This window comes from Shewanella sp. FeAMO (genome assembly GCF_053653955.1).
The window spans coordinates 706,203-725,420 of sequence record NZ_CM132201.1 but is presented as its reverse complement, the minus strand read 5'-3'; the positions used below and the strand labels follow the sequence as shown (position 1 = coordinate 725,420).

The 19,218-nt window shown below is 52.1% G+C and carries 19 protein-coding genes; 7 read left to right on the top strand and 12 right to left on the bottom strand.

The genetic code is table 11. The features are described 5' to 3' along the window. Positions 1 to 85: 85 nt before the first annotated feature. The 5 genes from ACWAU4_RS03370 to ACWAU4_RS03350 all read right to left on the bottom strand — a co-directional run bounded on the left by ACWAU4_RS03370 (position 86) and on the right by ACWAU4_RS03350 (position 6,684). A complete protein-coding gene (locus ACWAU4_RS03370) occupies positions 86 to 991 on the bottom strand; it encodes an alpha/beta hydrolase (RefSeq protein WP_071239090.1) in 906 nt (301 codons plus the stop codon). Positions 992 to 1,028: 37 nt separating this feature from the next. Then, positions 1,029 to 2,171 carry an HDOD domain-containing protein gene (locus ACWAU4_RS03365; RefSeq protein ID WP_208125489.1) on the bottom strand — a complete coding sequence of 381 codons (1,143 nt, stop codon included), beginning with the start codon at positions 2,169 to 2,171 and terminating at the stop codon, positions 1,029 to 1,031. 138 nt (positions 2,172 to 2,309) lie between these two features. Then, entirely contained in the window at positions 2,310 to 4,790 is a 2,481-nt protein-coding gene (locus ACWAU4_RS03360) for a S9 family peptidase (RefSeq protein WP_208126087.1), read from the bottom strand. A 178-nt stretch (positions 4,791 to 4,968) separates the two neighbouring features. After that, positions 4,969 to 5,541 carry an aminodeoxychorismate/anthranilate synthase component II gene (locus ACWAU4_RS03355; RefSeq protein WP_025889168.1) on the bottom strand — a complete coding sequence of 191 codons (573 nt, stop codon included), beginning with the start codon at positions 5,539 to 5,541 and terminating at the stop codon, positions 4,969 to 4,971. 243 nt (positions 5,542 to 5,784) lie between these two features. Next, positions 5,785 to 6,684: a LysR family transcriptional regulator gene (locus ACWAU4_RS03350; RefSeq protein ID WP_208125488.1), complete on the bottom strand. Its 900-nt coding sequence runs from the start codon at positions 6,682 to 6,684 to the stop codon at positions 5,785 to 5,787. 232 nt (positions 6,685 to 6,916) lie between these two features. Between ACWAU4_RS03350 and ACWAU4_RS03345 the strand changes: the two genes are divergently transcribed. From ACWAU4_RS03345 to ACWAU4_RS03315, 7 genes are all read left to right on the top strand, one after another. Beyond that, positions 6,917 to 8,137 carry an MFS transporter gene (locus tag ACWAU4_RS03345; protein ID WP_454290450.1) on the top strand — a complete coding sequence of 407 codons (1,221 nt, stop codon included), beginning with the start codon at positions 6,917 to 6,919 and terminating at the stop codon, positions 8,135 to 8,137. Positions 8,138 to 8,277: 140 nt separating this feature from the next. After that, positions 8,278 to 8,673, top strand: a complete 396-nt coding sequence (locus ACWAU4_RS03340; protein ID WP_208125487.1) for a cyclophilin-like fold protein — start codon at positions 8,278 to 8,280, stop codon at positions 8,671 to 8,673. A 4-nt stretch (positions 8,674 to 8,677) separates the two neighbouring features. Further along, on the top strand, positions 8,678 to 9,181 hold the full coding sequence (locus tag ACWAU4_RS03335) for a (R)-mandelonitrile lyase (protein WP_101059276.1): 504 nt from the start codon (positions 8,678 to 8,680) through the stop codon (positions 9,179 to 9,181). Positions 9,182 to 9,282: 101 nt separating this feature from the next. Next, positions 9,283 to 9,942 carry a carboxymuconolactone decarboxylase family protein gene (locus tag ACWAU4_RS03330; protein ID WP_071239094.1) on the top strand — a complete coding sequence of 220 codons (660 nt, stop codon included), beginning with the start codon at positions 9,283 to 9,285 and terminating at the stop codon, positions 9,940 to 9,942. A 7-nt stretch (positions 9,943 to 9,949) separates the two neighbouring features. Next, positions 9,950 to 11,041 (top strand): alpha/beta hydrolase, encoded by a 1,092-nt coding sequence (locus ACWAU4_RS03325; RefSeq protein ID WP_025011317.1) that lies wholly within the window; start codon positions 9,950 to 9,952, stop codon positions 11,039 to 11,041. Positions 11,042 to 11,099: 58 nt separating this feature from the next. Beyond that, positions 11,100 to 11,738: an NAD(P)H-binding protein gene (locus ACWAU4_RS03320; protein ID WP_208125486.1), complete on the top strand. Its 639-nt coding sequence runs from the start codon at positions 11,100 to 11,102 to the stop codon at positions 11,736 to 11,738. A gap of 122 nt (positions 11,739 to 11,860) precedes the next feature. Beyond that, positions 11,861 to 12,991 carry a GGDEF domain-containing protein gene (locus tag ACWAU4_RS03315; RefSeq protein ID WP_071239095.1) on the top strand — a complete coding sequence of 377 codons (1,131 nt, stop codon included), beginning with the start codon at positions 11,861 to 11,863 and terminating at the stop codon, positions 12,989 to 12,991. A gap of 44 nt (positions 12,992 to 13,035) precedes the next feature. On the opposite strand, the gene ACWAU4_RS03310 is transcribed toward ACWAU4_RS03315, so the two are convergent. From ACWAU4_RS03310 to hflK, 7 genes are all read right to left on the bottom strand, one after another. Continuing rightward, entirely contained in the window at positions 13,036 to 13,488 is a 453-nt protein-coding gene (locus ACWAU4_RS03310; RefSeq protein WP_025011320.1) for a ClpXP protease specificity-enhancing factor, read from the bottom strand. Continuing rightward, positions 13,488 to 14,117: a stringent starvation protein SspA gene (gene sspA, locus ACWAU4_RS03305; RefSeq protein WP_025011321.1), complete on the bottom strand. Its 630-nt coding sequence runs from the start codon at positions 14,115 to 14,117 to the stop codon at positions 13,488 to 13,490. Before sspA ends, ACWAU4_RS03310 begins: the two co-directional genes overlap by 1 nt. Before the next feature lie 95 nt (positions 14,118 to 14,212). After that, positions 14,213 to 14,947: a cytochrome c1 gene (locus ACWAU4_RS03300; RefSeq protein ID WP_107005505.1), complete on the bottom strand. Its 735-nt coding sequence runs from the start codon at positions 14,945 to 14,947 to the stop codon at positions 14,213 to 14,215. Then, positions 14,944 to 16,161: a cytochrome b gene (locus ACWAU4_RS03295; RefSeq protein ID WP_025011323.1), complete on the bottom strand. Its 1,218-nt coding sequence runs from the start codon at positions 16,159 to 16,161 to the stop codon at positions 14,944 to 14,946. The genes ACWAU4_RS03300 and ACWAU4_RS03295 overlap by 4 nt, the downstream gene beginning before the upstream one ends. Then, on the bottom strand, positions 16,161 to 16,751 hold the full coding sequence (gene petA / locus ACWAU4_RS03290; protein WP_025011324.1) for a ubiquinol-cytochrome c reductase iron-sulfur subunit: 591 nt from the start codon (positions 16,749 to 16,751) through the stop codon (positions 16,161 to 16,163). Before petA ends, ACWAU4_RS03295 begins: the two co-directional genes overlap by 1 nt. A 378-nt stretch (positions 16,752 to 17,129) precedes the next feature. Continuing rightward, positions 17,130 to 18,053 carry a protease modulator HflC gene (gene hflC / locus ACWAU4_RS03285; protein WP_025011325.1) on the bottom strand — a complete coding sequence of 308 codons (924 nt, stop codon included), beginning with the start codon at positions 18,051 to 18,053 and terminating at the stop codon, positions 17,130 to 17,132. A 3-nt stretch (positions 18,054 to 18,056) separates the two neighbouring features. Next, entirely contained in the window at positions 18,057 to 19,196 is a 1,140-nt protein-coding gene (hflK, locus tag ACWAU4_RS03280) for an FtsH protease activity modulator HflK (RefSeq protein ID WP_025011326.1), read from the bottom strand. Positions 19,197 to 19,218: the final 22 nt, after the last annotated feature.

Genomic DNA, 19,218 nt, shown 5'->3' with positions numbered 1-19,218 from the left:
CGTTTAACGGCATAAATAGTCACAAAAAATCTCAACTGACACCGAATCCGTTAACTATTCACCTATTTTGAATAGTTAACGACAATCATAACAGTAGATTATTGCGTATAAAAGCAGCGATTTGGCCCCTGGCTTCCATGGCCTCGGGCAAGAGTTCAAATAGTGGAAAGACATGAGGCATATTGAGGTAGAAGCCAGCTTCTATCCGGCCTCCGTCGCGCAATACCGCCTGTTGCAGGCGCTCGGCATCCTGTAGCAGCAGCTCACGGGTACCGGCCAGCAGCAAGATGGGCGGCAAGTCCTTAAAGCAACCATAAAGCGGCGAAACCCGCTCAGACATGGGGTTACTACCGGCGAGATACGCCCCTCTGAGTCTGAGCAGTGATTCAATGGTGAACAAGGGATCATCGGCAGCCAGTATGCGCTCGGTATCACCTGTGATGGCGAGATCCAGCGCTGGAGAGAGCAACACGCAGGCTCTCGGCAACGGCAACTCGAGCTGTTTCAGCTGCAATAACAGGCTCAAGGCCAAATTGCCTCCGGCAGAGTCGCCCATCAGCACCAGTTTGCCCGGGTCACAATGCTCAAGTGTCATCCGATAAGCTTCCAGCACATCATCACAGGCTGCCGGAAACGGGTGCTCCGGCGCCAGACGATAATCGGGCACATAGCAGTCCGCCAGACTGCGCCGCATAATATCGGCCAGGAAACGGGCATGGGCATGGGGAGTCTTGAAACAGAAGCCGCCGCCGCGAATATAGAAGAGGCTGACTTCTCTTGGCTGCGGCAACTGGTAATGGATGAGCGGCGAGTGGCTCAGCGGCCAGTGCTCGACCTTGAGCTCCTGCGGCCAGCCCAACCAGCGGCGATCCATCTCCAGTAAGCGCCGGCGAATGCCGCACAGAGGCACTTTGGCACTGCCGCGACTGACCGATGGCCGCGCCACATAAGTTAACAACCGGTTCAATACCGAGGCTTGCCAACTGGGCATAGCTCCTCCATGGAAGGCCTACAAGCTCCGCAACGGCTTAAAGCAGCTCGGGTTTGCGGTAATTCTGGCCTTTGAGACGAATGAGTTCCTGTTCCGTGAGCTCATGATACGCCATCATGATCCGCCTGTCCCTGAATTCCAGTTGCCGCATCTCTTCCAGTAAAAAACACTTGGCAAAACAATCGGCTTTGGCCAGCACTGCCGCATTGGGTGACAACTGACTGAAGCCAAGGGCCGTGTCCCGCTCCTTGAGCAGAGTCACCATGGCCGCATCCGCAAACCCAAGCTGGGTTGGCAGTTGCCAATTGAGTGATAGCGCATGCTGCTTGACCAGGGAATAGACCAAGGCGGCGGGGAAATCACACAGGGCTATGGCATCATAGAGCGCCTTATCCCTGTCGCTGCTCGCCTCTCTGAGCCATGAGCCGCGCAACTGCTCAAACAGCTTGGCGCTCATGGAGAGCAGCACTGAGCTCCCCAGTTGCTGCATCAAGGAAACCGCGTACAGCATTGGGGCATCCAAGTCATGCAACTTGGCCAGGGTTCTGGCGGCAATGCCCTGCACCTGAGAGAAACGCCATAGCTTGCGCACAGTCCAAAGCAAACTGGCGTGGCCTGTAGGCAGCCAATGACGACAGCTGTAGTAAGGGAGCAATACCCGCAAGTGCTCAACGCCTATATAGCTGAGCACCAGCTTGAGATCTGTCAGTTGCACATCCAGATTCTGCGGCCTGCGGGCCCTGAAGGAAGGGCTGTTCACCAGAGAACTCAAGTCTCTCACCAGCCAACTCTGCTCGGCAACGACCGGACGAAGGCGTGCCAGATCAAGCCTTGGGTGCTGCAATAACTCCAGCAGCAAGATCTGTTTATCTGTGATGCCCGACAGGCGTGTCACTTCTTCGATGGAAGCCAGACGGTTGCCAAGCTCAGCCGCCAGGGTATCGGTCAATTGAGCCGACACTCTTTGATAAAGCGCCTTGGCCTGTTGCTGCCTGGCGAGCCGCTCCAGAGTCGCCTCGCGTTCAACCTCAAGCTTGAAGGCCACCGCCTCCAGCTCAGGTTCAAGCTCATCGTCACCACTGTCAATGCGTTGCTTGCCCAGTATCAACTGCTGATACAGACGCTGCTCTATCTCTATTACACTGCCGGGTTTGACCCCACCCGCTACCGACAAGCCCAAAATGTTGCCTTCCTGCCACGCCCGCACCCGGGCCCTGTGTTTTTATGTTAGTCCCTTTAGGGTTATATATATAGCGGTCACACCGGCAAAATCTTGATACCAAAAAGAAACAGGCCTCGAATGAGGCCTGTAAAGTGACTATTTCAGCTCTTGTTCAAACAACTTATAGATGCGGCGATACTCGTCCAGCCAGCTCGATGGCTGTCTGAAGCCATGGGGTTCAACCGGGTAGATAGCCGTCTCAAACATCGGCTTTTCCAGCTCTATCAGTCGCTGCACCAGGCGGACACTGTCCTGGAAGAACACGTTGTCGTCCATTACCCCGCTCATGATCAGCAGCGGCTTTTGCAAGCCCTCGGCATGATAGATGGGCGAGCTGCGTTCATAGGCAATGTGGTCAACGTCCGGGGTGTTGAGTATGTTCGAGGTATAAGGCGCATTATAGTGAGCCCAGTCGGTCACAGGCCGCAGCGCGGCGCCGGCCTGGAACAACTCGGGTTCGGTAAACAGTGCCATAAAGGTCAAAAAGCCACCGTAAGAACCACCATAGGTGCCCACACGTTTGGCATCAACATTGGCATGCTGGCTCATCCATTTGACGCCATCGGCCAAGTCTTCCACTTCCGGATGCCCCATATTACGGTAGATGGCGGTGCGCCAGTCGCGGCCATAGCCTTTGGAGCCGCGATAATCCATGTCCATCACCACATATCCCTGCTGTGCCAGCAGGTTATGGAACATGAACTCACGGAAATAACCGGAAAACCCATAATGGGCATTCTGCAGATAACCGGCACCATGATTGAAGATCACCGCCGGATATGATTCGGCGCGATCCTTGTCGAAACCAGCCGGCAGATACACCCTGGCATAGACGTTACCTGCGCCATGGCTGGAAGGCACGGCAACCACCTCAGGCGCCTGCCAAGGATAGCTCTTGAAGCTGTCGCTGGTGTAATGGGTCAGTTGGGTCAGCTCACCGCCTATGGCTTGAATATAGAGCTCATCCGGCTGGGTCAGGCTGGAGGCGGTCAACAGCAGCGAACGGCCATCCGGGCTCAGGCTGTAGTCGAGCACTCCGTTCCACTGGGTCAACTGTTCATCCTTGCCGCTACTTATCTCAACCCGATAAACATTGTACTTGCCGGGGTGTTCTTTGTTGGCCTTGTAGTAGATATAACGGTTATCCGGGCTCAGGGTGATGTCACTGACCACGAACTTGCCCGAGGTCAAAGCCCGCGCCTTGCCACCGAGCGGCTTGAGATACAGCTGCGAATAACCACTCTCTTCCGACAGGTAGTAAAGGGTGTCACTGCCGGGTAACCAACCGTACTGATTGTAGTCATAGTTGACCCAGGCATCGTCATGCAGTCTGTGCTCAGTGACCAGCTTGCCCTTGGCCAGATCGACACTGGCCAGCCACCGGTCTTTGTTGTCCACGGCTTCCAGCATTACGGCCAAGCGCTTGCCTGAGTCTTGCCATTGAATGGCGCTCTGACTCCAGCCCCAATCCTGCATCAGTTGGATCTTGCGCGGGGCTTTTTCACTTTCGTAGCGTTCCCCCTTCGCCTTGGCGTTTTCTGCCTTGACGCTGGCCAACACATCCTGGTTGTAACCGAGCAAACCTTCGATGGTTATCTCTTTCTTACTCTGCTGCTGCAAGTCCAGCAGTACCAAGCGCTGCCCCGGTGCCTTGTCTTCAGCCACTCTGGCTCGCACAGGCACAGGATCGACATAGCCATCTTTGCCAAGATAGTTGGGCATGATGTCATGTTCGCCACGCCAGTTGTAACTCTTGTCCTGCAACGCCAGCAGCACATAGCGGCCATCCGGCGACAGGCTCAGTTCCACCAGCTGCTCACTCTCACCCAGATACCAAGGCTTGGCCGACAGGGTCGGGTCTTCATTCCGTAACTGCTGCTGATATGTCTCCCGAGCCTTGGCGTTTTCCTGCTGCTTTGCCACATAGCGGATCAGCTTGTGTTGCTCCTTGGCGAGATAAGTTTCCGGCTCTTTGGTCTGTGCCGGCTCTTTGGTCATCTTGATATCCGCGAGCTGCTCCACAAGGCCTGAGTCTGCATGCAATCTGAATATCTGCCCCGCCTGCCAATAGGCAAGATCGCCATTCGCTAAAAAACGCAGCCCTTCAACCTTGGTATTTTGTCGGGTCAACTGAGTGATCTCACCACTATCGAGCGCCTTCACAAACAGGTTGCCTTGATAGATATAAGCCTTGCGGCGCTTATCCGGGCTCAGAATACCGTCTCGTTGTGAGACGGTATGCAGTTCAGACAACGCCAGCTCCTGCGCCTGTTTGTCTGTCACTCCCTGACGATAGTAACTGCGCAGCACAGATGCACTCTGCTGGCGGGCGAACAGCACAGCGTGGCTGTCATCGCTCCAGTAGGCACCTTTGGGGGCGAGTCCCATCCAATCTGGATCCGCCATAATTTGATTCAGAGTTAACGGCTTGTCGGCCACAGGAGGCGCTGCCAAGGGTACTGTTTGGCTGGGGTTGGTGATCTCTTGGGTGGTGAGTTGCGGCTCGGTGGCGGCGCAGCCGCTGAGAACGGCCAGAGTCAAAACACTCAGACCGGCATGACGCATCAGGCTTTTCATCATCCTTCCTTTTTTATAGTTATCTTGGCCGCCGGGAAGCGACATATGACAGAAAACAAGCGATTGCGGCCTGTTATACCATATTTGCCAGAGGATGTTGTTCTGCAAAAGCTGAAAACTTGTAAAGGCTTGTTAAGGATGGAGCCTTGGTACGAATCCGGGACTGACTCACTGCTCCTTAAGCCAGACGCAGGAAATTATTGAGCAGTTCAAGCCCCTGTTGGGTCAGAATGGATTCAGGATGAAACTGCACGCCGTAGAGGCGTTTTTGTGCATGGCTGATGGCCATGATTTCCCGCCCGTGTACCGGGTCATCATACCAGGCATCCAGACTGAAGCCTTCGGGCACGCTGTCAATCAGCAGCGAGTGATAGCGGGTCACGGTCAAGGGGTTGGCCAGACCTTGAAACAGCCCGCGACCATTGTGACTGATTGCCGATGTCTTGCCATGCATCACCCGCTTGGCCCGAACCACCTTGGCACCGAATACCTGAGCCAGCGACTGGTGTCCAAGACAGACACCCAAGATAGGCAACTTACCGGCAAAATATTCGATGGCGGCCAGCGAGATCCCCGCCTGATCCGGGCTACAGGGCCCGGGAGAGATCACCAGATAATCCGGTGCCAGCTCGCGGATCTCATCGAGCCCAATCTCATCGTTGCGCTTGATAACAGGCTGCTGCCCCAACTGCTGAAAATACTGCACCAGATTGAAGGTAAAGGAATCATAGTTGTCGATCATCAGCAGCATATAACGGGAACCGATTGATTTAAGAGATAGGGCTTACAGTGCCGCAAACAAGATACCGCTGTAGGTATTCCATCTTTTTTCAGGCGCCATCTTTTTGCGCACGCTATGTTACGTTTAACGCTGAGCAGGTTCAACCTGGGGATGAACAAGGATAGCTTTATTCGGTCAGCTATTGGTTCATTCAAACGACAAACTTATTGTATCCCGAATAGATGCCTTGGGCCGGTTCTCCTCGAGGCCAGTTCAATCCTTACCCTCATACCTGAGTCTGTCGATAACCAACCTGAATGCCGAACTGATATTACGCCGCCCGGAATAACACAGGCAGTATCCTTCAAACGGCGGACACCAATCGGCCAACACCCGCCGAAGGGATCCATTCTCTATCTCTTCCGTCACTTCGGCTTCGGTAACAAAGGCAATGCCGTGCCCGGCCTTGGCCGCTTCAATACACACATCACTCTCACTGAAAATAAAGGGGCCGGATACGTGTTTGACTATCTCTTCGCCCTCTTTTTCAAACTCCCAGTCATAGACAGGTGCATGAGCATGAAACCTCAATACCAGGCAAGCATGCTCGTCCAAGTCATGGGGGTGCTTTGGCACGCCATGGCGTTTGAAGTATTCAGGGGTGGCCACGGCTGCCAATCGCACAGCGGGGCCAATTTTCACGGCAATCATGTCCGGGCCGACAAACTCCCGCAGCCTTACCCCGGCATCGAAACGTTCTTCGGTCAAATCCGTGAGGCGACTTTCCAGATTCAGCTCAATCTGCACTTCCGGGTAGTCACGCACTATCTGTGACAAATTGGGCCACAGCAGGGTTCGCAGCGCAGGTTTACTGGTAGCCAGTCTCACCAATCCTCTAGGGGCATCACCCAATAGTCGCAACTCTTCAATTCTCGCATTGATCATCCCCAGCCCGGGCTTGAGGGCCGCCAACAATTTTTCACCTGCATCTGTGGTGGACACTTTACGGGAAGTACGATTGAGTAATTTGATACCAACCCCCTCTTCCAGGCGCCTTATTGCATGGCTGACCGCGGATTGGGACAGCTCGAGTCGGGTCGCCGCGCGAGTAAAACTGCGCTCTTCAGCGACCGCCATAAATAGAGTTAAATCACTCAATTCTTCCCGCTTCATATTATTCCCCTGCTTGGCCTTCAGCTCACCAAATCAATCAAATATTCACAAGAATACTTCGAAAACTGGGCCAATATAACCGAAAAACATCCGTTATTAATGAATTGGATTCATAGTTTCAATGAATTTAGAGCGCTTGTTACCACAGGCGTCCAGGCCTATTCTGCTGGTCATAAATTCATCCAACAACGGCTACCAGCGCCAGCTACTCCAGAGGGGAAATTCTCAATCTATGAGCCATTCAGTTACAGATCCGCTTCCAACCACTGAAGATACCGCCTGCTGGAGTGGTGTCTTTGCCATGTCGTTATGTGTCTTCGTCCTAATTGCGTCTGAATTTATGCCGGTCAGCCTGTTGACTCCTATAGCCTCATCCCTGCAGATAACCGAAGGAATGGCCGGCCAAGGGATAGCCATTTCCGGCATATTGGCCGTGGTGACCAGCTTACTTATCCCGGTACTGGCCGGTAAGATAAACCGTAAAACACTGCTTCTGGGACTGACTGGGCTGATGGGGATTTCCGGCCTCATCATAGGTCTGTCCGATAGCTATGCCAGTTACTTGCTGGGCCGGGCACTGATCGGTGTCGTCATAGGTGGATTCTGGTCCATGTCGGCAGCTATTGCCATGCGCTTGGTACCGAGTGAACAAGTCCCCAAGGCGCTGGCCATCTTCAATGGCGGGAACGCCTTGGCGATGATTTTGGCAGCCCCTCTCGGCGCTTATCTGGGCTCACTGCTTGGTTGGCGTGGCGCCTTTCTCTGTTTATTGCCAATAGCTGTCATCACCCTGATTTGGCAATGGCTTAGCCTGCCGTCCATGCCGGTTAGAGAGCGTTCAGCGAGGATCCGCGGCACTTTTGCGGTACTGGGCTTGTTACGCACTCCAGTAGTACTGTCCGGTATGCTCGCGATTGCCAGTTTGTTTATGGGGCAGTTTACCCTATTCACTTATGTTCGCCCGTTTCTGGAAAGCGTCACACAAGTGGCTGTAAAGCCATTATCCCTGATCCTGTTGCTCATAGGCCTGGCCGGGCTCATAGGTACCAGCCTTATCAATGGGGCTCTGAAACGACAATTTTATCTGACGCTGAAAATCATGCCCTTGTTGATGGCTGTCAGCGCACTCGGTTTGGCGTTCTTTGGCACTCAATTGATCTTGGTGATTGTGTTGTTACTCCTCTGGGGACTTATCGCCACAGCCGCCCCTGTGGGTTGGTGGGCCTGGGTGCCACGGACTATTCCGCAATCGGCCGAAACAGCCGGTGGCCTGATGGTCGCAGTCATTCAGCTCTCTATCGCCTTGGGTTCTACCTTGGGAGGTGTGTTATTCGACATTGGTGGCCACCAACTCTGTTTTGGTATCAGCGCCCTGCTGCTGTTGCTATCCACAGCTTTGGTCGGGGTAACACAAGGCTACGAAACCCCGAAAAGCCAAAAGGATAGGGTCTAACGATGACATGGACAAAGCCTTTGACCAATACAGCCTGTTTAAAGATAACCAAGGCATTTATGTTTGTCCTGCCTTTCCTTGGAGGACAAATGTCTCTGGCTCAAGACCAGTTACCCACTCAGATTGAGGAGACAAAAATCATGCACAGCATAACTCTGTTACTGGGCTGCAAAACCCTGGTCGCGAGCCTGGAAGACAACTCTGCCAGCCGGGATTTTCTTGCCTTATTACCCCTTGAACTTGAACTGAGCGACTATGGCGCCAGTGAGAAAATAGCGGACTTACCCAAAAAGCTCTCCACCTTGGATGTCCCCAGCGGGCATTCGGCCAAAGTTGGCGACCTCACCTATTACGCCCCTTGGGGAAATCTGGCCATTTTCTATCGTGATCACGGCTACGCCCAAGGCTTGATCCCGCTAGGGCGGATAGACACTGGCAAAGAGCTGATGAAATTTTCAGGCAAGCAGGAAATTCGCATAGAAAAATCGGGGCTTATCGAAAGTAAACAGCTCAAGTCTCACTTTAACAAGGAGTAAAGCAATGAAACTCAACTTCATATTCACTTGCACATTATTGCTCATTTCGCTGCCAAATGTGGCTGCTCAGCCAAAGCAAAGTATCTCAGAAGCAGGTTCCCGGCCTTCAATTGCCGGGCCAGAGCAATTTTTCACTGGTGCAGCACGTATCGACCCACTGTTTCCTGCGACCGATGAAATCAATGCATCTGCAGCCTATGTCACCTTTGAGCCTGGTACCCGCACAGCCTGGCATATCCATCCCAAAGGCCAACAAATTATTGTGACTCAGGGCGTAGGCTACACACAGGAATGGGGCAAACCTCGACAACAGATAAAGCCAGGCGATGTGATCTGGTGTCCTGCAGGCATAAAGCACTGGCATGGCGCAGCTCCCAAGACTGCGATGACACATCTTGTGGTCACGGGTCAAGACAATGAAGGCCGTAATGTCAGTTGGCTGGAAAAGGTCAGCGATGAACAGTATCTGGGACAGGATCAAGCAGACAAGACAGGGAAGCACCCATGAAACCCGGGATTAGTTATTGGCCGCTGATACTGTGTCTTTGCATCCCAATATTTCAGACTGCCGGACAAACACCCCATACGTTCCAATCGAGGACACCCACTATGACAGAACCAGAGCCTTTAACCTCAAGACAGCAAGCGATAGTACCTATTGCGGCTTTTGCCGCCGAAGGTAACTTGGCCAAGCTGGATACCGCCCTGGAACAGGGACTGGATGCCGGACTCACTATCAACGATACCAAGGAAATACTGGTACAGGTTTATGCCTACGCCGGCTTTCCCCGTAGCCTCAATGCGCTGGGAACTCTTATGTCAGTAGTAGAGACACGCAAGGCTCGCGGCGTGACAGATGAAATTGGCAAGTTGCCCAGTCATCCGCTCCCCAAAGGTGATGCGTTACTCTCAACGGGTACAGCCAACCAGACACAACTGGCTGGAGGCGTTGTCCAAGGCCCTCTGTTTGACTTTGCACCGGCCATTGATGAGTTTCTCAAGACCCATTTATTCGGTGATATTTTCAGCCGCGATAACCTGAGCTGGCATGACAGGGAAATCGCAACGCTGGCCATGTTGGCGGTTTTGCCTGGCGCTGAACCCCAACTTCAGGCCCACATAGCCATTGCCATGAATCTGGGACTAACACCTGAGCAACTCACATCTGTGATCACCGGCTTGAAGCAACTGGTGAATCAAGCCAGCGCCGAGCGCGCGCAAACCGCGCTGAACCAGCACCTGGAGCACCAGCCCTACAACCAAGAGTAACACCAGCATGAACAACCTAGACACAGCAAAATCCCCCTCTGAGACGCTCGATAATGGGCGTCGTGAACTATTGAAAATGACAGGAGCCGGTATCGCCATGACCATTGCAACCACCATCCCCACTCCGGCATTGGCCGAGTCTGAATTGAAGCTCAGTGACAGTTGGGACAAGACCTTCAGCAAGAGTGACAAGGTCGAACATCAAAAAGTCACCTTTAAAAATCGCTACGGCATCACCCTGGCCGCCGACTTCTACCTGCCAAAAGCAAGGCAGGGCAAGCTGGCCGCAATCGCAATAAGTGGCCCCTTCGGCGCGGTGAAAGAACAATCATCAGGCCTATACGCCCAAAAGATGGCCGAATACGGCTTTGCCACATTGGCGTTTGACCCCTCCTATACAGGTGAAAGTGGTGGAGAACCCAGGAACGTCGCATCCCCGGATATCAATACCGAAGATTTCAGTGCCGCCGTGGATTTTCTCGGCTTGCAAAGCCAGGTGGATCGCCAACGAATTGGCATTATCGGCATATGTGGCTGGGGTGGCATGGCACTGAACGCTGCCGCAGTGGATCAACGCATCAAGGCCGTGGTAACCAGCACCATGTATGACATGTCCCGGGTCATGTCCAAGGGCTACAACGACAGCATGACTCATGAGCAGCGCAAAGAAATTCTGGGCCAGTTGAGCCAACAGCGCTGGTTGGATGCCGAAAATGGCTCACCCGGCTATGGCCCAATCTCTCTGGAACTTAAGGGAGGTGAACCCCGGTTTGTGCAGGAATACGCCGATTACTACAAGACCTCGCGTGGTTTTCACCCAAGGGCCATCAACTCCAATGCTTCCTGGACCATCACCAACCCTATGTCATTTATGAATCAACCTCTGCTGACTCATATCGCCGAAATCTCTCCCAGGCCTATTTTGTTGATCCACGGTGAGAAGGCGCATTCCCGCTATTTCAGTGAAACAGCTTTCGCTGAAGCCGCCTCTCCCAAGGAGCTGCTGATTATCGAAGACGCCAACCATGTTGACCTCTATGACCAATTGGAGCGGATCCCCTTCGATAAGTTGAACGCATTCTTCGGTGAGTATTTATAACTTTCAAGCGGACAGAGGCTCTCCTCTGTCCAGCCTTCATCTTTAATGGAGTTTGTTGATGCACATTTTGTTAATCGGTGCCAATGGCCGTTCGGCGCAAGCCATCTTGCCGCGTTTGTTGGAGATAAAGGAAGTGCAACTGACGCTTTTTCTTCGAAGATCTGAACGACTGCAACACCTTTACAATGACAGAGTTCGGCTGGTAGAGGGGGATGCCAACAAAGTCGATGACCTGGTCTCGGCATTGACCGGAATCGATCTGGTGATAAACACCATGGGTGGAATGGATTTGGACCGCAAGACCCGAAATCTGGTGCACGCCATGGAAAATGCTCAGGTGCAGCGCCTCGTTGCACTCAATGCCGGCGGTATCTATGAAGAACTTCCTGAACCCTTCAATAGCTGGGACAAGAGTATGGTGGGTTTCACCCGGCCTGTTAACCTCAGAAGTGCCAATGTTATCGAAGCTTCATCACTCGACTACACCATACTGCGCCCCGTCTGGTTAACCGATAAACCGATAGAAGAGTTTCAACTTACTCAAAAAGGCGAGTGCTTTCTGGGGACCGAAACTTCCCGCGCCAGCTTGGGTAGATTTATTGCCATTTTGGCCAAGAATCCTAACCTTTATAGCCGCTGTAATCTGGGAATAAGCCAAAGTGGCACAGAGGGGGAGATGCCTGCCGCTTACCGCTGAAAGACATTGGCCGTTCCGCCAAACTTCACCGGCAATCCGCTGCTATCTGGCGCCAAGACTGGTTCAACAACGGGGTTTGAATTAAGCTGATATTTCGAGTGGCTTATAAAAGTGCTTTGCCTATGCCCAATATGACCAGGTTGCTGAATTTTTTGCTGATGCTGGGGTGTGATAGATGTGCTATCAAGACCCGGGAGCGTAAAGTCATTCAGGTCAACTTGGGCGTACTGGTTTCCGTAACAACTATATTGCTGTTTATTTTGGGTTTTTATATCAGCGGTAACCAAGGCTTTATTCTTTCCGGCTTGAATCAGCTGCCCTTTATTGCCCTGCTGCCTCTGGTGTTACTGCTCAACTACAAAGGAAAGTTCTTTGCCGCCAGGTGGTGTTTAATGTTGCTGTTGATGGCCGATGCCGCCACAGCTTTAATGACGGCCCAAGGTACCAGTATCAAAATCCACAGCTATTACCTGCTGTTTGCCATCATGTTGGTTGTACTGTTTGAGATCCGTGAATGGCGTTCCATCCTGATCCTGATGTTAGCCAATCTGGGATTGTTCAGCTTCTTTGAGCTGCATGGCTGGCCATCCCACCCTGATATCGCCCTGCTTTCTACACACACTCTGGCCATTTTAAAGGCCTTGGTGATCTGCTCATGTATTATCAGCTCCTGCGCCATACTACTGATCAGCGAAATGTATGCCGAGCGCGCCGAGCTGGTACTGCAACATCAGGCCGACACAGACACCTTGACCGGATTGCTTAACCGCCGCGCATTCATGCGCCAAGTCGCACTGCAAAGAGAGCAGCCGGGCTGCTGGGTACTTGCCCTGTTGGATCTGGATTTCTTCAAGAAGATAAACGATAACTTTGGCCATGATGCCGGCGATGTCGCCCTTATTCATGTCAGTAAGCTGCTCAAGAAAGCGCTCAAGCCTCAGGAGCGACTGGCCAGAATAGGCGGGGAAGAGTTTGCCTTACTGCTGAGGCTGGATGAAACCGGGACTCAGGCCCTGCAGCAAAGAGGCGAGCAACTCCTTGAGTCCCTCAGACAACAAGGCCTGGAATATCAAAGTCATTACCTACAACTGACAGCTTCTGTTGGCCTGGCAACTCTCGATCCTGGAGATAGTGCAAGCGAGGCACTCAAACAGGCTGACAAGGCTCTGTATCAGGCCAAGATAAATGGTCGTAACCGAGTGGAGCTGGCAGGCGCGGTATTGCAGCCACTGAAAAGAAAAAGCCAGTCATAGTGACTGGCTTTTTGCAATGCTTTAGCTGAAGCGTCAACCCGGCTTTATTTAACCAAAGTCAGGTGGCCACGCCGTTTGGGCTTGTCTGCTGTAGGTTCAGTTTCGGCTTCAGTCCGTGGCTGTTCAACCTCTTCAACCACATTCAGCAGTGATTCTTCACCCTCTTCAAGCAGATAGGCGTCTTCCATATCGAATACTGTGCCGGCACCATTTTCACGGGCATAGATGGCAACAATAGAAGCCATAGGCAGCAGCACTTGCTGTGGCACACCACCGAAACGAGCATTGAACTCGACAAACTCGTTGCCGAGCTGCAGGCCACCGACAGCACTGCCGGCGACATTCAGTACTATTTGACCATCCTTAACATACTGCAGCGGTACCTGAATATCCGGCACAGTGGCATCCACTACCAGATGTGGGGTCAGCTGATTATCCATCAGCCATTCATAGTAAGCTCTAAGCAGATATGGACGACTTGGGGTCAAATCTTTCATCAGATACCCATGCGCATTTCGCGCTCGGCTTCGGTCAGAGAGGCCTTAAAGGACTCACGCTCGAAAATACGGTTCATATAGGCTTTGATGTCTTTACCCGCGCGGTTATCCAGTTCGATACCCAGCACTGGCAGACGCCACAACAAGGGGCCGAGATAACAGTCAGCCAAACCGAACTCTTCACTCATGAAGTAAGGCATTTCGGCAAACACAGGCGCGATAGACAGCAGGCTTTCCTGCAACTCTTTACGGGCCGCATCGGCGCGGTCACCCTTACGGATACGGTCGACCAGGCAATACCAGTCTGTATCGATGCGATGCATCATCAGACGGCTTTGACCACGGGAAACTGGGTAAACGGGCATCAGCGGCGGGTGCGGGAAGCGCTCGTCCAGATACTCCATGATAATACGGCTTTCGTACAACACCAGTTCACGGTCTACCAGTGTAGGCACTGAGTTGTAAGGGTTGAGTTCCAGCAGATCCTCTGGCATATCATTGGGATCCACCTGCAACACATCAACAGTTACCCCTTTTTCAGCCAATACGATGCGAACCTGATGGCTATAGAGATCATCGGCACCTGAGAACAGGGTCATGATAGAGCGTTTATTGGCAGCAACAGCCATTGATACCCTCCGGAATTGAAAAAAACAAATGTAAACGAGGGGCAATGCCCCCCGTTTACATTATGCGGATAATATATTCTACCCCTTTCTAAGGGTTAGTGTACATCCTTCCAATATTCTTTCTTGAGCAGGTATGCGATCACGAAGAATATGAACAGGAAGCCGAGTACCCATTTACCCAGGTTTTCGCGCTCCAGTTTAACCGGCTCAGCCGAGTAAACCAGAAAACCGGTAAGGTCGCGAACAACCTGATCGTACTCTTCCGCAGACAGACTACCACCTTCAGCTGGATTCACACCTTTAACCTTAGTAACTTCTTTGCCATCAACAACTTCAGTTTCAATAACTGGAGTTGCGATGCCTTGCAGGCCTTCCAGCACATGCGGCATACCGACTGACGGGAACACAGTGTTGTTCACGCCGAAAGGACGACTTGGGTCTTTGTAGAACCCTTTGAGGTAGGAATATACCCAATCTTCACCACGGACACGGGCTACCAGAGTCAGGTCCGGTGGCGCAGCACCGAACCACTTGGCCGCATCTTTGGTTTCAATCGAGTTTTCCATCAGCTCGCCGATCTTGGCATCTGTGTGGATCAGCTTGCGCATCTCATCGACAGGAATATCCAGATCTTCGGCGACACGTTGGTAACGTTGATATTGAGTGCTGTGACAACCGGCGCAGTTGTTTTGAAACAGCTCCACACCACGACGCAGCGACTCTTTATCGGTCAGATCAATATTGGCATCTTCCAGGTGCACATTGTGACCACTGGCGGCAGACACCATACCAGGCACAAAGGCAACCAAAGCAATCAATAACTTTTTCATTTGAATGTCACCCTTTCTGGTACTGGCTTGGTCTTTTCACTCTTGCTGTAGATGAACAACAGCAGGAAGAAACCGAAGTAAGTGAAAGTAAAGATTCGGGCAACAATGGTCAGCGTTGGTGTCGCAGGCACCGCCCCCAGGTAACCCAGGACGATAAAGGACACAGCAAACTGAGCAATGTTCAGCTTGTGAATCATGCTGCGGTAGCGAACCGACTTGACCTTACAGCGATCCAGCCATGGCAGAACAAAGAGTACGGCAATCGCCAGACCCATCATAACGACACCACCCAGCTTGTCCGGTACAGCCCGCAAGATGGCGTAGAACGGAGTGAAGTACCATACAGGTGCAATATGCTCAGGCGTCTTCATTGGGTTAGCAGCTTCGAAGTTAGGCTTCTCGAGGAAGTAACCACCACCTTCAGGCATAAAGAACAGCACGTAGCAGAAGACAATCAGGAAGCCGGCAACGCCCATGATATCTTTTACAGTGAAGTAAGGATGGAATGGGATGCCATCGACAGGCCAGCCATTTTCATCTTTGTTCTTCTTGATTTCGATACCATCCGGGTTGTTGGAACCCACTTCATGCAGCGCAATCAGGTGCAGGAATACCAGTACCACAAGTACCAGAGGCAACGCGATAACGTGCAGAGCGAAGAAGCGGTTCAGGGTTGCACCTGAGATCACATAGTCACCACGGATCCACAGGGTCAAGTCATCACCGATAACCGGAATAGCACCGAACAGTGAGATAATTACCTGAGCGCCCCAGTAGGACATCTGGCCCCATGGCAGCAGATAACCCATAAAGGCTTCGGCCATCAGCACCAGGAAGATCAACATACCGAACAGCCACAGCAGTTCACGAGGCTTCTGGTAAGAACCGTAGAGCAGGCCACGGAACATGTGCAGGTAAACCACCACAAAGAAGGCCGAGGCCCCGGTGGAATGCATGTAACGCAGCAACCAGCCGTACTCGACATCACGCATGATGTATTCGATGGAGGCAAATGCACCTTCGGCGGTAGGCACATAGTTCATGGTCAGCCAGATACCGGTCAACAGCTGGTTTACCAGAACCAACAGTGCCAGAGAGCCGAAGAAATACCAGAAGTTAAAATTCTTGGGGGTGGCGTACTGACCAACATGGCGGTTATAAGTTGCCGTCATAGGGATACGCGCATCGATCCAGTCAATTATATTCTTAACCATTATGCAGCTCCCTGGTCTACGCCGATGAGCACGTTACCATCATCAATGTATTGATGTGGAGGAATCACCAGGTTCAGTGGAGCAGGTACGCCCTGGAAGACGCGACCAGCCATATCGAACTTGGAACCGTGACATGGACAGAAGAAACCTGAAGTCACACCTTCAACCTGCTCTGAGAAAGAGTCTGGCAGGTAAGTAGGTGAACAACCCAGGTGAGTACAAATACCTACGGCAATAAAGTACTCAGGCTTAATCGAACGTACGCCATTTTGGGCGTAATCAGGCTGCTGTAATTCGTCAGAAGCCGGGTCCCGCAGTCTGTCATCGTGGGTTGGGAGCTCGTTAAGAACTTCCTCTGTACGGCGGACAATCCATACGGGTTTGCCACGCCATTCCACACGGATCAGCTGACCTGGTTCTAGCTTACTGATATTTACTTCTACCGGCGCACCTGCAGCTTTCGCTTTGGCACTCGGATTCCATGACTTTATAAAGGGAACCGCTACAGCGACGGCACCAGCACCGCCCACTACGGCGGTTGCAGCTGTCAGGAATCTGCGACGTCCGGTATCGACTGGCGCATTGCTCATCCACTTATCTCCCAGAGGGTGTTGGAATTTTTGTTTTTCAAGACTTTAGGCCTCTTAGTTCTCACTAAAGGGAAAAGTCGAATTTTGAGGCGGGGCTCATTATAGCGAAAAATTAGAAGCAGATCATAGTCAAAAGACACAAGTTGGTTAGGGAGATTACAGTTTTTTAGCAGATGGGGTTAAAAAAACAGCAGATTTAGGCTGCAAAATCTGAGCATCTCGAGAGTAATTTAACCATAGCTAAAACATAACCAATTGACTATTAACAGTATATTTTGGCTTTACACATTAATGCCAATAATTCTGTGACTTTCGCATCAAGCCGAGAAAAAGATAAAAAAAGACCCGGAACCAGTCCGGGTCTTTCAAGCAGTGCAATTACTTGCCTTTTTGCTTCATGTATTTGAAGAATTCGCTGTCCGGCTCCAACACCATGACATCAGACTTACCGGCGAAGCTGGCCTTGTAGGCCTCCAGGCTACGCAGGAAACTGAAGAATTCAGGATCCTTGGTATAAGCATCGGCGTAAATCTTGGCAGCAATGGCGTCGCCTTCACCGCGGATGTTCTCTGCATCGCGACGGGCATTGGCCAGAGTCACTACCACGTCGGCATCGGTCAGTGCACGGATTTTCTCAGCCGCTTCCTTACCTTCTGCCCTGTGTTTCTTGGCTACCGCCTGACGCTCGGCACGCATCCGCTGGAAGATACTGTGGCTAACGTTGGATGGCAGATTAATCTGCTTCACCCTGACATCGACCACTTCTATACCCAGACCTTCAGCACTCTTGGCAGCATTTTCCAGGGTGATACGCATCAGGTCATCACGACTGCTGCTCTCAGACAAGCTTGTGCTGCCTTCACTGGTACCGGAAACAATCTGTTTAATGGTCAGCTTACCGAACTCGGTACGCAGGTCACTGTTAATCTTACGCTGCAACAGTGACTCGGCCTTGGACTTGTTGCCACCATCTGTAGCCAGATAGTACTTTTCAAAGTCTTTGATCCGCCATTTGACATAAGAGTCGACCATAAGGTCTTTCTTCTCAGAGGTCACAAAGCGGTCGGCGGCGCCATCCAGAGTCTGGATACGGGCATCCATATAGCGGACTTTGTCGATCAACGGGATCTTAACGTTGAGACCCGGGCCATAGACTCGGGGCACCATTTTACCGTCGACCTTGTCTTTCAACACTTCACCAAAGCGGGAAACAATAGCGCGCTCCCCTTCGTTGACGACCATCAGCGAAGACACACCAACGACCGCCAGCAGGGCAATAATAATGAGTACGAATCTGCTCATGGTTTACTCCCTTCCCTGACGCATACGCTCTTCGCGGGACATGCGTCCGTTGAAACTGCTGCTGTTAGTGTTTCTTTGACTACTGACGGCATCCACTTGCTGCTCGGGTTCCTGTTCAGTTTTGGGTTTAGACTTGCCTTCCTGAGACATCAGCTTATCCAGTGGCAGATACATCAAATTGCCATTATTCTTGGCATCAATCAGTACCTTATTGGTATCACTGAACACCTGCTGCATCGCATCGATATAGAGGCGATCGCGAGTCACTTCAGGGGCCTGCTTATACTCGGGCAGCAGCTTGTTGAACTTGGCCACGGCACCTTCGGCATCCTGGATAACACGTTCTTTGTATGCACGGGCGTCCTGCTTGATACGCTCCACCTGACCACGGGCCTTAGGCTCAATTTCCAGCTGATAAGCTTCGGCCTGACGGATATAAGTGTGCTCATCTTCCTGTGCTGAAATCGCGTCATCGAAGGCGTCTTTCACCTCTTCAGGCGGTCTGGCCGGCAGGAAGTTAACGTCTTCAATCTGCAGTCCCAGGTTGTAAGGCGCGATAATACGTTCAATCTCGGCGCGGGTGTCGTCACGAACTTTGGCACGCCCTGTGGTCAAAATGTCATTCATTTTTGAATGACCTATAACATAACGCAGCGCACTGTCGGTAGCTTCACGCAGGCTCGAGTTGGCATCAACGGCACTGAACAGATACTGGTAGGCATCTTTCACCTTGTACTGCACATCGAGTTCAACCACGACCATGTTTTCATCGGCTGTCAGCATGCTGCCGGAAGCAGGAATAGAGCGAACCGTTGAGACATCTACCGGTAAAACCGAATCGACAAAAGTAGCTTTCCAGTGCAGGCCGGGACCAACTTCGCCGACATGTTCACCGAAACGCAGCACGACACCCTGCTCCGCTTCCTTGATAGTGTAGAAACCGGAAAAACCCCATACTGCCAGGGCAATACCTGCAACTATGGCCAGAGTCCCCATGCTGAAGCCAGAACCACCGTTGCCCTTGCCGCCAAAGCGTTTGGTCAGATTGCGAAATACATCGTCCAGATCCGGTGGCCCCTTGTCGTTGCCACCTTTGTTTCCCCAAGGATCATTACCCTTGTTACCGGGCTCGTTCCAAGCCATTTAACTCTCCATAAGTGGATGA

Bases quoted from the DNA above. Each gene is read 5' to 3' on its own strand.
- ACWAU4_RS03370 (WP_071239090.1), bottom strand. From the start codon at position 991: ATGCCCAGTTGGCAAGCCTCGGTATTGAACCGGTTGTTAACTTATGTG.
- ACWAU4_RS03360 (WP_208126087.1), bottom strand. From the start codon at position 4,790: ATGAAAAGCCTGATGCGTCATGCCGGTCTGAGTGTTTTGACTCTGGCC.
- ACWAU4_RS03355 (WP_025889168.1), bottom strand. From the start codon at position 5,541: ATGCTGCTGATGATCGACAACTATGATTCCTTTACCTTCAATCTGGTG.
- ACWAU4_RS03350 (WP_208125488.1), bottom strand. From the start codon at position 6,684: ATGAAGCGGGAAGAATTGAGTGATTTAACTCTATTTATGGCGGTCGCT.
- ACWAU4_RS03345 (WP_454290450.1), top strand. From the start codon at position 6,917: ATGAGCCATTCAGTTACAGATCCGCTTCCAACCACTGAAGATACCGCC.
- ACWAU4_RS03340 (WP_208125487.1), top strand. From the start codon at position 8,278: ATGCACAGCATAACTCTGTTACTGGGCTGCAAAACCCTGGTCGCGAGC.
- ACWAU4_RS03335 (WP_101059276.1), top strand. From the start codon at position 8,678: ATGAAACTCAACTTCATATTCACTTGCACATTATTGCTCATTTCGCTG.
- ACWAU4_RS03330 (WP_071239094.1), top strand. From the start codon at position 9,283: ATGACAGAACCAGAGCCTTTAACCTCAAGACAGCAAGCGATAGTACCT.
- ACWAU4_RS03325 (WP_025011317.1), top strand. From the start codon at position 9,950: ATGAACAACCTAGACACAGCAAAATCCCCCTCTGAGACGCTCGATAAT.
- ACWAU4_RS03320 (WP_208125486.1), top strand. From the start codon at position 11,100: ATGCACATTTTGTTAATCGGTGCCAATGGCCGTTCGGCGCAAGCCATC.
- ACWAU4_RS03315 (WP_071239095.1), top strand. From the start codon at position 11,861: ATGCCCAATATGACCAGGTTGCTGAATTTTTTGCTGATGCTGGGGTGT.
- ACWAU4_RS03310 (WP_025011320.1), bottom strand. From the start codon at position 13,488: ATGAAAGATTTGACCCCAAGTCGTCCATATCTGCTTAGAGCTTACTAT.
- sspA (WP_025011321.1), bottom strand. From the start codon at position 14,117: ATGGCTGTTGCTGCCAATAAACGCTCTATCATGACCCTGTTCTCAGGT.
- ACWAU4_RS03300 (WP_107005505.1), bottom strand. From the start codon at position 14,947: ATGAAAAAGTTATTGATTGCTTTGGTTGCCTTTGTGCCTGGTATGGTG.
- ACWAU4_RS03295 (WP_025011323.1), bottom strand. From the start codon at position 16,161: ATGGTTAAGAATATAATTGACTGGATCGATGCGCGTATCCCTATGACG.
- petA (WP_025011324.1), bottom strand. From the start codon at position 16,751: ATGAGCAATGCGCCAGTCGATACCGGACGTCGCAGATTCCTGACAGCT.
- hflC (WP_025011325.1), bottom strand. From the start codon at position 18,053: ATGAGCAGATTCGTACTCATTATTATTGCCCTGCTGGCGGTCGTTGGT.
- hflK (WP_025011326.1), bottom strand. From the start codon at position 19,196: ATGGCTTGGAACGAGCCCGGTAACAAGGGTAATGATCCTTGGGGAAAC.